This window comes from Gordonia sp. N1V, from assembly GCF_029269935.1.
Classification (GTDB): Bacteria; Actinomycetota; Actinomycetes; order Mycobacteriales; family Mycobacteriaceae; genus Gordonia; species Gordonia polyisoprenivorans.
The window spans coordinates 1-12,421 of the sequence record NZ_JARJDD010000045.1; the positions used below are offsets into that span (position 1 = coordinate 1).

A 12,421-nucleotide genomic window follows, 5' to 3' on the forward strand; every position below is an offset into this window, starting at 1 on the left:
GCAACCGACACAGTCACCGATCTACACAACCGGCCCGCTTAACTGAACGGTATTGTGTTTAACCCCTGATACGCGTTGACCATCCCGCCGATTCTTCCACCCTGTTTGGCGCTCTCCTGGAATCCTGGCCCATTGACCTGGGCGGCCCCATGCGCGCCTTCCATACTGCTAGCAATCGGATACTCCTCACGTTGCGGTGAATCGGGAGCGATCATCGCCCAACCTCACTTCCCTTCAGGGTGAACGAAATTCCGAGGAGGTTCAGGCGAACCAGTCATGAGGCTAGCTTACGTCGAAGGTAGTGCACGTAGATCTGGTCAGCAGGGACGTTGCGGGCCCGCAGGCTGCCGGCGAATCATGTACGACAGCGCCAGTTTTCGGTGTTACGGGAGAGCGAGCGGACTGGGTCGGCTTCGTTGACGATGCCGACGTTGCAGGCGGTCTGGTCGCCCACGCCTCGAAGGGCTAGGTGTTCTACGGAGGCGCGATCGCTGATCCGGTGAACTCCTCCGTCGAATAGGTGTCGTATCAATTGATTCAGGCAGTACCTCACCGGTGGGCGCTTCCTGTCATCCGGGCCGCACCACCGCGCCGGCGCGGCGCAGCCATTCGAGGTCATCGGGTCGGATTTGCACGCCGGGATTGGCCGTCGGCACCACCACGACCTGCTCACACCGGGCCACGAGCAGTCCGAGTGCGTTCTCGGCTTGTGCCACAGCACTTTCCGCACGGTCGGCAACCTCCTCCTCGAGACGGACGTTCGACCCGCCGTCGGACACCACCAGGACGCGGGCAGCGGACTCCGGTTCGTCGTCGATCACCCCAACGGCGAGCAGGAAGGCCGACGCCAATGGTGTGCCGCCACCGGACGGCAGCGCCGCGATGACCTCGTACGCGTCCCGGAGGTCGCGGGTGGGTTCGACCACAAGTTGCGCTGTAGCACCGCGGGCCACGATGACCGCTACTTTCGACCGGTTGGCGATGGACTGTTCGATCGCGCCGATCGCCCTGCCGGCCGCCACGCGTCCACGGACGCCGCTCATGGAGTCGGACCGGTCGACGATCACGATCGTCAGGCGACCCCCTCGACGCACGTGGATGCTGCTTCGCAACGCTTCCCGATCGAGGCGGCCCCGTCGGCCGGCTGCGGTCAGCGTCGAATGAATGTCAAGACCGAGCGCCGCGTCGTACTCGACGACGCGTCTGATCCGACCTCGTCTCGTGCGCCCCATCGCACCCTGGCGTCCGGGACGGCGCTGCCGCAGATAGCGCCGCGCGACCGACACCGATGCCCATTCCGGCATTGACGCGGAGGCTGCATCGAGATCGACCAGCCGCGCCACCTCGGCCTCGTCGGCGTCGAGCTCTTCCACGGCGTCTCCCGCGGCAGGTGCGTCCACCTGAGTCGGATCGGCGGCCGACGGTACGAGGGTCGCGGCCTCGACCAATGGTCCGAGCCGCGGTTCGATGATGTTGCGGGCCAGCACCGTCGAGGGCGAACCGCCCGCCGCGGACACCGCGTCGAGGCATCGCACGGTGCCGATGTCGAGACGGTGATCGTCGATTTCGTTGGCGGCCAGCGTGCGCACCGCCCAGTCGAGGCGCGACACGCCGCCCTGTGCAGGCAATCGCCGGGATCGGGTGGTTGGGGTCACGCCCAGCCCGACGACGACCGGAACGCGGGAGAGGAGTACCGGTGGCACGCTCTCGACGTCCGGTGCCGACGCGAGAATCCGGTCGCAGTCGAGGAGCGCGGCGACCGCCGGGTCGATCAGGTCGGCGGCGGGAATGATGACACCGGCGGGTGTCGCGGCCCGGTCGAGCACGGAGAGCATCGGTGACCCGGTGGCGGTTTCATCGGCGGTGACGTCGGCGTCGGTCATAGCGGCGGTGATCGTCATCGCGGAGTCGGGGCGAAGAAATGCCATCACCGCCTCCCGACGGCCTGCGTCGCCAACCAACAGCAGGCCGAAGCCGCCGTCGGTCTGCCAGGCCCTGCAGAGACGCAGTTGTTCGGAGTCGAGGAACGACTCCGGCGGGCGATGCCAGGGCAGCGTGGGCATCTATGCCGCGAAGTGCCCGACGACTGACACGACCGCGTTGCGCACGCGCGCGGTCGCCACCGTCGGGCGTTCGAAGGGCTCACGCGGAATCCGATGGCGCAGCACCGGAATCGCCGCATCGGCCAGGTCACCCCGCGTCACGGTCGGGTGTCGACGCAACGCGGCCAGTGCGCGCGCGGCTCGGATCAGCATCACCTCACCGCGGTGCCCCACAGCATCCACCTCGACGCACAGCCGGACGGCGTCCGACAGGATCTGTTCGTCGACCTCCACACCCTCGAGATCGGCGCGCGCGGCGGCAAGGCGTTGCGCCAGGTGGTGCTGGCGGACCGAAAAGCGTTCCGCGAAAACGTCGGGATCGGAATCGTAGTCGAGACGCTGACGGACGATCTGGGTCCGCAGGCCGACATCGGTGATGGTCTGCACGTGCGTCGACAGACCGAACCGGTCCTCCAACTGCGGACGCAACTGGCCCTCCTCGGGGTTGCCGGACCCGACGAGTACGAAGCGCGCCGGATGCCGATGACTCAGCCCGTCCCGTTCGACGATGTTGATCCCGCTCGCCGCGACGTCGAGCAACAGGTCCACCACGAAGTCGTCGAGCAGGTTGACCTCATCGATGTAGAGGTAGCCGCCGTGTGCGTCGGCGAGTAGTCCTGGCCGGAACACCGCTTCGCCGTGTCGAAGTGCGCGATCGACGTCGAGTGCGCCCACCACACGATCCTCGGTGGCACCGAGCGGTAGGTCGACGACCGGGGCATCGATACCGGAGATCGCCAGGAGCTCACCGAGCGCACGGATGAGTGTGGACTTGGCCGTGCCTCGATCGCCCGTCGCCAGGACACCGGAGATCCCCGGGTCGACGGCGGTCAGCAGCAGTGCAGTCTTGAACTCGTCGTGACCGAGGACGGCGGTGAAGGGATAGGTGGGGGTCATGCGTCACCGACTCTGTCGGGCGGTGATGAGAGCGGGCTGCAAGGCCTCCGGGATGGATCGGCAGTCCGACGAATCACGGATGCTCGCGATCCATGTGACGAGTCCGCGCAGAACCGGCATCCGGTCCGCGGTGGCGAAGGCGTGACGGAACCTGACGCGCGACGAGCCGGCCTCGCGGTAGGCGACCCCGACGACCGGACCCTGGTGGCACACCCCAAGGCAACCGGTCTTGATCAGCACCCCGCCCGGGGTGTTGCGGATGGTCTGGCCGAGACGTTGTGAGCGGCGCACCTCACCGGGGTGTCCGGCCGAGGCCGCTTCGTCGCCGAGATGCCACAGAGCGCTGCACCGGTGACCCGCGCACAGCGCCACCAGCGGCCCTCCCTGATCGTGGACCTGATCTTCCTGGCTCATGATCTAACGATAACGGTTGTCATTTACGATTGGACGGGGACCGCGACTATCCACCTTCACCCGACAGGAGACAACCATGCCCGTTGCCGAGCAGCTCGCCCGTTTCACCACTGGGGAGGGCTTCATCGCCGCACTCGACCAGAGCGGTGGCAGCACGCCAAAGGCCTTGCGTATGTACGGCATACCCGATGATCGCTACTCGACAGACGCGGAGATGTTCGATCTGATCAACGCCGCACGTGCCCGCATCGTCGTCAGTCCGGCCTTCGACGGCGCCCGCGTCCTCGGCGCCATCTTGTTCCAGGGGACACTGGATCGGCAGGTCGACGGTACACAGTTCGCCCACTATCTGTGGTCCACCAAGGGCATCGTGCCGCTGCTCAAGATCGACAAGGGTCTGCGGGACCCGGAGGACGGCGTCCAGCTGATGAAGGACATCCCGGACCTCGCTCGCACACTTGACGATGCCCGTGCGCGCGGGGTTTTCGGAACAAAGGAGCGGTCGGTCATCCACGAAGCCGACGCCGAGGGGATCCGGCGAGTCGTGGCACAGCAGTTCGAGGTCGCCGCCGAGGTGCTCGCGGCCGATCTCGTCCCCATCCTCGAACCGGAGATCAGCATCGATGCGCCGGACAAGCGCGACGCCGAGGTCGTGTTGAAGGACGAGCTCATGAAAGGCCTGGAGGGCATCGCCGACGCGCAGGTGGCGATCAAGGTGACGATCCCCACCGACGACGGCTTCTACTCCGATCTCATCTCGCATCCGAGAGTCGCTCGGGTGGTGGCGCTCTCAGGCGGCTACAGCCGGGATGACGCGTGCGCGAGACTGAAGCGAAACCCGGGGCTCATCGCAAGCTTCAGCCGGGCCCTGCTCGACGGGCTGACCGATCAGCAGGACGACGCCGAGTTCGATCGCGCTCTTGGCGATTCAATCGAGATCATCTACCGCGCATCTATTGCCTAGGGGATAGGCCATGGAGAGCTGCCGTTCCCACGGCGATCGCGCCGGATTCGGCCTCAGACGAGCGGATTCCGGTCGCGGTCGGCTGCCAGGACAGCTGCGAGGAGTCGCCATCGGCGGTGGCGATGGCGGAACATGAGACGGACGAACAACCGCACCACGACGCCGTGCAGTCCGTCCTCGACCTCGAGCTCATCGGTGTACCGGCACGAGGTCGCAGACAGCGGCGTGAATGTCAGACGGTGATTCCACACCTTGACCGGGCCACCTCGTTCGTTGGTGTAGATCTCCAGGTCGTCGAGTCGAACGACCTCGATCTCGTGCACCCATGACGGGATCACGCCGAACCAGCGGACCCGCCCGCTGGCCCGGAAGCCCTGAGTCATCGCCGCATCGGGTGGCGGCGCCTCCTGCATCGAGAACGCGAGAACCGGGGCGAGGACGAACTGCATCACCTCCGGGACGGCGGCAAGCTCGCGTGCTCGGCGAGCACTGAGCGGAAGCTCTGTGGTCACTGTGACGCTGGACATATCTCGTTCACCTCAGCCCTGCTGGAATGCAATCGGCTGCGCCGCAGCACGATCACGTTGTCGGCGACAGTCGCCGTGGTCTGACCATCAGGTCCGGTGGCAACACGCTCCGATCGTTCGCAACGCAGTGACGACCAGCTGTCCGAAAGTCCGATCGCATCCCGTAGCTGTTGCGGGGTGGGAAACGATTCCGGGTCACGTTGCTCCCACGACCATGGCGCCGACGACGCATGGTCGATCACGATCAGGTGCCCGTCGGTGACGACGCGGGACGCGGCCTGCGCGAGTACTGTGCCTTGGTCGAACTCGACCGGACTATGGAAGTAATTCGCATACACCAGATCGAACGGACCGGCAGGCATGGACCGGGTGAGGTCGTACTGCTCGGCATGCACGGAGGCGGTCAGGCCGGCCACGTCGGCGGCGGAATCGACTCGTCGAACCGCGGTTGTCGACGCGTCGGTCGCCCAGACCTCCCAGCCGAGCGTGGCCAGCCAGAGCGCGTCACCGCCGTGTCCGCAACCCATGTCCCAGGCACGCCCGGGTCGGAGCTGCAGCTCCGCGACCGCGGGCTCGAACACCACATTCGGTCGGCGCTCCGACGGATCGGGGGCAGCGGCGTAGAGCGGTTCCCAGAATCGGGTGGCAGGAGTGCCCTGCTCATCGATGGTCACGATCGCCCTCCATTACGGTCAGTCCTGGGTCCGGCGGGCTACAGCGATCATCGTGTCCGAGCGACAGCGATCAAGGTGTCACAGTCGACTTCGGTGATCCCGTCGTCTGCCAGTCGCCGCAGGAAACCCGCCCGGACGTCGGCGACGGTATCGGCGTCCATCCCCGACAGAGCACCCCGCAGTCCGCTACCCAAAACCATCGACCAGGAGAACTCGTCCGTGCGTGGGACTCGCAGCTCGAGTATTGACGCCGAACCATTCACCGCACCAAGGGATTCAAGCCATCCCACGATCTTCTCCTCGGTGTCGATCCGGGTGATGGGGTGCGGCGGTCCATCGGACGGGGCACGCGGGCCGGGAGGCGGTGGGCCACCTTGGACCCGCGCGACCTCGGCGAAGTATGCACCGGTGAAGCCGTACAGGGCGTCGTCGTGCCAGACCGCGACAGCGAGTCGGCCGCCCGGGCGCAGCAGGGTCAGGAGTTTCCGCACGGTGTCGTCCATGTTCGGCAGAAAGAAGACACCGAAACCGCAAGTGACGACGTCATATTCGGGTGACAGAAGACCGGGCAGAGCAGTGACGTCGTCGACGCGGAAGTCGATGTTGCGCAGGCACGCTGCGTCGGCGTTGGACCGGGCGCGGTCGACCAGGTCGGTCGCGAAGTCGACCGCGGTGACGTGCCCATCGGGCCCGACGACCCGAGCGGCGGCCAGCGCGCTCGCCCCCGTACCCGAGCAGATGTCGAGCACCTTGTCGTCCAACGAGATCCCCGCCCTTTCCACCAGGGCTTCCCCCGCCGGGCCCCAGACAAGGGGAGTCACCAGATCGAAATCCGCACTGGTTGAGTTGAAGATCTGCGCGATGGACGGTCCTGTCATGGACCCAGCCTAACCGGAATGGCAACCGTTATCGATAGTGGAAGGTGGTGAATGCCCAAGGCTCCGAGCCCTACATCGCGCGCTTGGCCTTCTCCAACGCGCCGAGCATACGCAGCACAGAATCCCGCTTCGCTGTCAGGTCAGATGCCTTGGCCTTACCGCTCAGACCGGTGTCTTCCAGCGCGACCTCGAGGCGGCCCTCGATGTCGGCGAGCTGCGCCAGGAGGCTCTCGGCCCGACTAACCAGTTCAGTGGCGTCGGGCCGGGAGATGTTGGTCGAGTCGGCCCCGGAACCGACTTTCCGCGCGGTGCCGGTGGCCTTACCCTTCGCTTTCGCGACGACGGGCGCGGACGTGGTGCCGCCGGCTCGCCGCACCGCGGAAGGTTTACGCGTCTTCGGAGCATCTGTCCGAATCCGCCTCAGCTCCGCGGACGCCTCGCGGAAAGCGACCCGATGCTCCCGCTCTTCGTCGTCCTCGGACTCCAGGGACGCACCCAGGGGGCGCAGACTGTACACGCGGATGAAGTGGCGGGCCTCGGCAACAGTTTGTTCCGCGGCGCGGCACCGCCCGCACCGCGGTTCATGGCGATACACCGCAACATCTTCAAGGGACGAGCACCACACACATCGGGACACAGCGACGTCGGTCATGAGAGCACCAGCAGCGAGAAGAGACACGGGTGAAAAGATTACGACACAAGCTCTTTCACTTCGAATCCGGGTTGACCCCACAGTGCTACGAGCGCGAGTTTGTTCTTGCAGTGATGGTGCGCCGTGGGTGGCCCAAGTCTGGTCGCAATCGAACGCGAATCGTCACAGTGACACATCGCCCCGTCCGAGCCCCGGGACAAGACGGAGGACTCCCGAGTGCGGCGTGATTTCGCGGATCGCGACAGCCCCGGAACTTATCAAGGGGTTTGAGGCCAGCGGGTGTTAGGCGGCTGCCGGATTTGTCGGTTCTCGATCCTCCTGTTCGGGTTGGTTGATCCACGCGGCTTCGGGCATCTTGAGGATCTTCGGAGCGGGGTCGCTCGCACCGCTGAATCGTGCGGGCGTGGCTTGTCGGGCCTGGGCGAGAGTGTTCGAGCGTAGTGAGGCAATGGTCGGTGCATGGCCGTAGTGCACGTCGGCGGGCGTGTGCAGACCGATGCCGCTGTGGTGGTGGGCATGGTTGTACCACTCCACGAACTCGGCCATGAACGTCCTGGCGTGCTGGATCGACCCGAATCGGGTCGGGAACACCGGCGCGTATTTCATTGTCTTGAACCAGGCTTCGCTGTACGGGTTGTCGTTGGACACGTGCGGTCGGGAATGCGATTTGGTGACGTGCAGGTCGGCAAGCAACTCGGTCACCGTCTTCGAGGTCATCGAGGTCCCGCGATCGGCGTGCACCACCTGCGGGATGCCTTGGATGGCAAACACGTCCTGCATCATTTCCTTTGCCAGCGGACCGGATTCATGAGCGTGGACGTGCACGCCGACGATGTAGCGGGAGTAGATGTCGATCATCACGTACGCGTCGTAGTACACCCCGCGTGCCGGGCCCGCGAGTTTGGTGATGTCCCAGGTGTAGACCTGCCGCGGCGCGGTCGCCACCAGTTCCGGGATCGCCGTCGCCCGACGCTTGGCCAACCGGCGGCGTTCTTTGACCTGCTTGTTCTCACCCAGGATGCGATACATCGTGGAGATCGAACACAGGTAGCGGCCCTCGCCGAGCAGGGTGGCATACACCTGGGTGGGTGTCGCGTCGATGAACCGTTCACTGTTGAGCACCGCCAACACCGCCGCACGTTCGACTTCGTCGAGTTTGTTGGCCGGCTCCACACGGTCGCGGACCCGTTGTGCCACAGCATCACACAGCTCATCGCTGATGGCGGGTGTGGTGGCGCGGCGGGCCATGGTGGCTCGCGACAGGCCCGTCAACCGGGCGGCGGCACGCCCGGTGGCGCCGCCCGCGGTCAGGTCGTCGAAAGCGGTCATCAACGCTTGCCACGCTTGGGCTCGGAATCCGCGCTCGTGGAGATCTGCTCCAAGAGCGCGTGCGCTTTTCCCATAATATCGAGGGCTGTCTGGTTGGTCTACAGTTTGGAGTTGGCTTGGGCGAGTTACTTTTTCAACCGTGCGATCTCGGCTTGCTCGGCGGTCAACCCCGACCGGCGCGGCGCCCGCGACACCGCGGCCTCATCAGCGCCCAGCACCCCGGCGTCGCGTAGCCGTTCTCGTTCCTGCTCTAGGACGACTCGCCGCCGCATCATGGTGCCGACCTCCGCCGATTCCTGCGACGGTGGGTGGGACCGGCAATCGCACATCTGTACGTGATCGGTGCGCTGGGCCCGGTCGCGGGTCGGGCGCACGTCGCCACCCGCTAGAGGTGCGCGGAGAGCAGGACGATGGCGGCGTGTCGCCGGATCGACTCCCACGGTGACTCAAGGGCTGCGATTGCCGTGCGCACGTCGCCGGAGTCGATGTCACGCACTCTGTCCGCCGACAGCCCGGCGGCCAGTGATGCATCGAGAGCGGGTGATCGCGTGAGGGTCTCGGCCAGCGGTCTGTAGTCAAGCGGTCCATGCGGGGCAACGTGCTCGTCGATGTCGGAGGGAGTCGTTGCGTCGACGCCGGCCTCCGGGGCGACCGACACCGGGATGTCGAGCGCACGGGACGCAGCGGCGCAGCCGGCGGCGAGTACGCCGTGGAAGCGCGCGAACACGACATCCCAGCGAGTGCCGCCGGGCCCACCGAGCGAGGTCACGTCAGCGGCGTGTAGATCACCTTGCCGGGAGCCCTCTACGACGAATGGTCGGACAGACGGATCGGTGTGGTGCACGACGATCGTCGGCCAGAGGATGAGCATGTCCCGGACGTGTACGTCGACAAGTTCAACTCGGGCGACCGACGTCGCCGCAGCGACCGCGGTCGCTGCGGCGACTGCGCTGACGATCTCATCAGCGAGACGGTCGCCGAGTGCCGACCAGTCGACCGGCACGTCAGGCGAGGGAGATGCCGAGGGCCTCGGCGAGGACGCGGACCATGTTCTGCACGCCGATCTCATTGCGGCCCAACAGCATGTGGTCGTGCTGACCGCGCTGCGCCCCTTGACTACATTGCGGCAGCATGGCGAAGTCCTCGTCACGGACCGCCGCGTGCACCTGAGCGAAGATGCCGTCGTACAACTCGCGCTGCTCATCGGTTGTCGCCGGGTACTTCGCCATCCAGCTGTGCCGGATCGTGCACTTGCCAGCGGCGCCGTCGGGGAGGATGTCGATGACCTCCACACCCACTGGGCTCGTCGCGAGGATGAGGTTCGGGTACACCCAGTAGATCAGACCCATCTGGGACGTCGGATCCCACTGCTGGTCATCGGGCTCCGCGTCCTCGAGGGCTGTGATCCAGTTGAAGGGGAAACCGATCCGATGGTGCTTCCCGAAGCGGTCATAGACATGCGTGTTCGCGATGGTGTTCTGCCCGATCACGCTGTTGCCGTGCACGAACGGGAAGTGATAACCCTCGGCGAACGCCTCGAGCGCTCCCTTCCAGTTCACGTTCGACGACAGGAACCGCTCGTCGTGGTACTGGAAGGCTCCGAAATCGAAGTGGTCGAGTTCGCGACCCAGGCTTCCGAGGTGGGCGTCGAGGTCCATCTCCATGCCTGCGGTGAGGATCGCCCACACCCAACCGTGCCGTTCCTCGCTGGGCAGCTCGACCAGACCGTAGGAGTCAAGGTCCACGTCGTCGAAACCGGCCCGACCCGGCACACCCTTCAGCCGCCCGCGGTTGTCGTAGACCCAAGCGTGGTAGGGACAGGTGAACCGACGGGCATTGCCCGCGCCACAGGCCGGCATGGCGCCACGGTGTCGGCAGTAGTTGAGGAAAACGTGGGCGGTTCCGTCGCGATCGCGGGTGATGAGCAGCGAGTCGCCGATGACCTCGCGAACGACGTAGTCGTCGGCGGCGGGGATCTGCGCGGACGCGAGCACCGCCAACGGCGTCCGACGGAGGATCGTCGACTGCTCGATGTCAGTCAGCTTGTCGTCGGCGTAGTAGCTCAGCGGAACCCGCAAAGTGGTCGGCGCCATGTCCGTGGTGCCCGCCAGCGCAAGGTCGAGACCTCGGCGCGTCAGGTCTGGACCGATCGGAGTTATGGGGTTGAGCGTGGATGTCATTCCCAAGACCATACACTTATGAGCTATTGTGTCTACCCAATTTCGTAGTCGGTTCAGCCGATACCGACGCCCACGCACCGAAGGGAAAGCTGACGCATGCGATCCCGGCTCGGGGCACCACTGATTTACTGGGCTGATGCGCACGCACGGCTGGGGTGGCGACACCCCCGCGTCCAACGACGAAGCCTCGGAGCGAATCCTGCGGGCGACCGGCGAACTCATCGACTCCGGGACGACGACGCCGTCGATCCTGCAGGTTGCGAAAGCACTCGGGATCACGCGGCAGACTGTCTACCGATACTTCGCCGGGACCGACGAACTCCTGCGGGCGGTCGCCGAACACGCCGCGCAGCAGCTCCTGCACGATCTCGCGGCCGCCACCCGTGGCATTTCAGACGTGGCCGAAGCAGTCGTCGAAGCCATCGCCCGCACCATCGAGATACTCAGGGCGAACGCGCGTTTCGCGCTGTTGTTCACCAGCGGCGACGCGGTCACCACAGTGACCTCACCGCGGGCAATCGCACTCGGACGGTCGATCGTCGACGGCTACGATGTCGATTGGTCCGGCTGGACCGAGGTCGAGCGCGACGAATTGGTCGAGCACATGCTGCGCACAGTGCAGTCCTTCCTAGTCGACCCCGGCGATCCGCCGCGCAACGGCGCCGAGCTACGCCGCTACCTCCGCCGTTGGACAGGCGCCGGCGTGACCGCTAGACCCCGCTAGACCGACCCGGGCGTGACACCGGCATCGCTGACGCATGCGGCCACCGGACGACCCGAACGACTTCGCGTCGGCAGCACCTTATGTCACTTGATGTGAACGGTCAGGAGGCGTGGCGAACGATGACGCCCTGACCTGCGGCTCGCCATTTCGGGTGAAATTCAGAAGCAGCAAGTCGGGTCAGAACTCGTGGCGAATGTTCGGCAAGGTGTCTGAGCTGCAGATTCGATCCGAACGTTCCATCAGCCATCCTTCTGTAGCTTCGTGGAGGTGTGAATGGCCGTGGGAAGGTCGTAGCTGGTGGCCAGATCGAGGTCCCCGGTGGCCGATGAACAGAGTGTCGGTGCTGGACGCGATAATGTCGGGGTGGCAGAGCATCGGTACGTGGGACAGTGGTGGCTTCCTGGAGCAGTAGACCGAAGGGTGGGCGGAGTGCTTCAGCTCGACGATCCCGGCAAGATCCACCTTGAGCTAACCGATGAACTTCACGAGGGCAAATCGGTGCCTGTGATCCATGGCGAGGCAAACGGTCGAAGAATTACACTTTTCGACGTCATACCCGCAAACGGCGGCTCGATGCATTTCGATGGTCTTGCAAACACGATTACTGAGCATGCTTCGGTCGCTGTGTGTCTGGTCGGTGAACACTTCGAGTCGGCTAGATCTAGACTGCGCGCCGTGGTTCCCGGTCGGCTCGGCGCGGCCATTGTTGTCGGATGACAAGGCGCTTGCGAGTTTGACGCCCTAGATGAGACTCAGTGACACGGATGTGCGACTTGTCCAGCCGTGACCTGCACGAACCTTCGGCTGACTCCCACATCGGTTGTCATCTCGGCGCAGTCGCGGTGCAGATCGACCGGGAGTCCCACAATCGCTGACACCAATCAGATCGCCCGCATGTAGATGACCGCAGCTCGACTGCCCCCCAAAAAAATAGCTGTCACTGTTCCCAACCGCGCTGTCATCCGACATCGTCGGATGACGGGTCTGCTGCACAGGTAGGTGACATCTAGTGGTGTGTCTCTGATCTAGTGGCGCGCGTCGTAATTGCTTGAACGGTTGGTTTGCTGCGATAATGGGGTA

14 protein-coding genes are annotated in these 12,421 nt (G+C 65.2%); 3 read left to right on the plus strand and 11 right to left on the minus strand.

Features of this window, described 5'->3' with window-relative positions; all coding sequences use genetic code 11:
* Positions 1 to 569 precede the first annotated feature (569 nt).
* Genes P3L18_RS27880 through P3L18_RS27890 form a run of 3 tightly spaced genes read right to left on the minus strand, consistent with a single transcriptional unit; the run spans position 570 to position 3,413 of the window.
* Positions 570 to 2,063 (minus strand): VWA domain-containing protein, encoded by a 1,494-nt coding sequence (locus tag P3L18_RS27880; RefSeq protein ID WP_276115968.1) that lies wholly within the window; start codon positions 2,061 to 2,063, stop codon positions 570 to 572.
* Positions 2,064 to 2,999 carry an ATP-binding protein gene (locus P3L18_RS27885; RefSeq protein WP_276115969.1) on the minus strand — a complete coding sequence of 312 codons (936 nt, stop codon included), beginning with the start codon at positions 2,997 to 2,999 and terminating at the stop codon, positions 2,064 to 2,066.
* Between the two features lie 3 nt (positions 3,000 to 3,002).
* Entirely contained in the window at positions 3,003 to 3,413 is a 411-nt protein-coding gene (locus tag P3L18_RS27890) for a (2Fe-2S) ferredoxin domain-containing protein (RefSeq protein WP_276115970.1), read from the minus strand.
* A 76-nt stretch (positions 3,414 to 3,489) separates the two neighbouring features.
* Here P3L18_RS27890 and P3L18_RS27895 point away from each other — a divergent pair, with 76 nt between their 5' ends.
* Positions 3,490 to 4,377, plus strand: coding sequence for a fructose bisphosphate aldolase (locus P3L18_RS27895; protein WP_276115971.1), 888 nt, complete (start codon positions 3,490 to 3,492; stop codon positions 4,375 to 4,377).
* 53 nt (positions 4,378 to 4,430) lie between these two features.
* On the opposite strand, the gene P3L18_RS27900 is transcribed toward P3L18_RS27895, so the two are convergent.
* From P3L18_RS27900 to P3L18_RS27935, 8 genes are all read right to left on the minus strand, one after another.
* Positions 4,431 to 4,904 carry a hypothetical protein gene (locus tag P3L18_RS27900; RefSeq protein WP_276115972.1) on the minus strand — a complete coding sequence of 158 codons (474 nt, stop codon included), beginning with the start codon at positions 4,902 to 4,904 and terminating at the stop codon, positions 4,431 to 4,433.
* The gene (locus P3L18_RS27905) at positions 4,886 to 5,578 is read right to left on the minus strand and encodes a methyltransferase domain-containing protein (protein ID WP_276115973.1); all 693 of its coding nucleotides are present in this window, start codon (positions 5,576 to 5,578) and stop codon (positions 4,886 to 4,888) included. Before P3L18_RS27905 ends, P3L18_RS27900 begins: the two co-directional genes overlap by 19 nt.
* Positions 5,579 to 5,625: 47 nt before the next feature.
* Positions 5,626 to 6,456: a methyltransferase domain-containing protein gene (locus P3L18_RS27910; protein WP_079929772.1), complete on the minus strand. Its 831-nt coding sequence runs from the start codon at positions 6,454 to 6,456 to the stop codon at positions 5,626 to 5,628.
* Between the two features lie 70 nt (positions 6,457 to 6,526).
* Positions 6,527 to 7,108 (minus strand): hypothetical protein, encoded by a 582-nt coding sequence (locus P3L18_RS27915; RefSeq protein WP_276115974.1) that lies wholly within the window; start codon positions 7,106 to 7,108, stop codon positions 6,527 to 6,529.
* A gap of 282 nt (positions 7,109 to 7,390) precedes the next feature.
* Entirely contained in the window at positions 7,391 to 8,437 is a 1,047-nt protein-coding gene (locus P3L18_RS27920; protein ID WP_276115975.1) for a DDE-type integrase/transposase/recombinase, read from the minus strand.
* Between the two features lie 125 nt (positions 8,438 to 8,562).
* Entirely contained in the window at positions 8,563 to 8,712 is a 150-nt protein-coding gene (locus tag P3L18_RS27925; protein WP_172398813.1) for a hypothetical protein, read from the minus strand.
* Between the two features lie 110 nt (positions 8,713 to 8,822).
* A complete protein-coding gene (locus tag P3L18_RS27930) occupies positions 8,823 to 9,440 on the minus strand; it encodes a hypothetical protein (RefSeq protein ID WP_079929775.1) in 618 nt (205 codons plus the stop codon).
* A 1-nt stretch (position 9,441) separates the two neighbouring features.
* The gene (locus P3L18_RS27935; RefSeq protein WP_079929783.1) at positions 9,442 to 10,617 is read right to left on the minus strand and encodes an aromatic ring-hydroxylating dioxygenase subunit alpha; all 1,176 of its coding nucleotides are present in this window, start codon (positions 10,615 to 10,617) and stop codon (positions 9,442 to 9,444) included.
* Positions 10,618 to 10,753: 136 nt separating this feature from the next.
* Here P3L18_RS27935 and P3L18_RS27940 point away from each other — a divergent pair, with 136 nt between their 5' ends.
* Together P3L18_RS27940 and P3L18_RS27945 are read left to right on the plus strand one after the other, a co-directional pair.
* A complete protein-coding gene (locus P3L18_RS27940; RefSeq protein ID WP_079929776.1) occupies positions 10,754 to 11,341 on the plus strand; it encodes a TetR/AcrR family transcriptional regulator in 588 nt (195 codons plus the stop codon).
* A 318-nt stretch (positions 11,342 to 11,659) separates the two neighbouring features.
* Positions 11,660 to 12,058, plus strand: coding sequence for a hypothetical protein (locus P3L18_RS27945; RefSeq protein ID WP_276115976.1), 399 nt, complete (start codon positions 11,660 to 11,662; stop codon positions 12,056 to 12,058).
* The last annotated feature ends 363 nt before the right edge of the window (positions 12,059 to 12,421 follow it).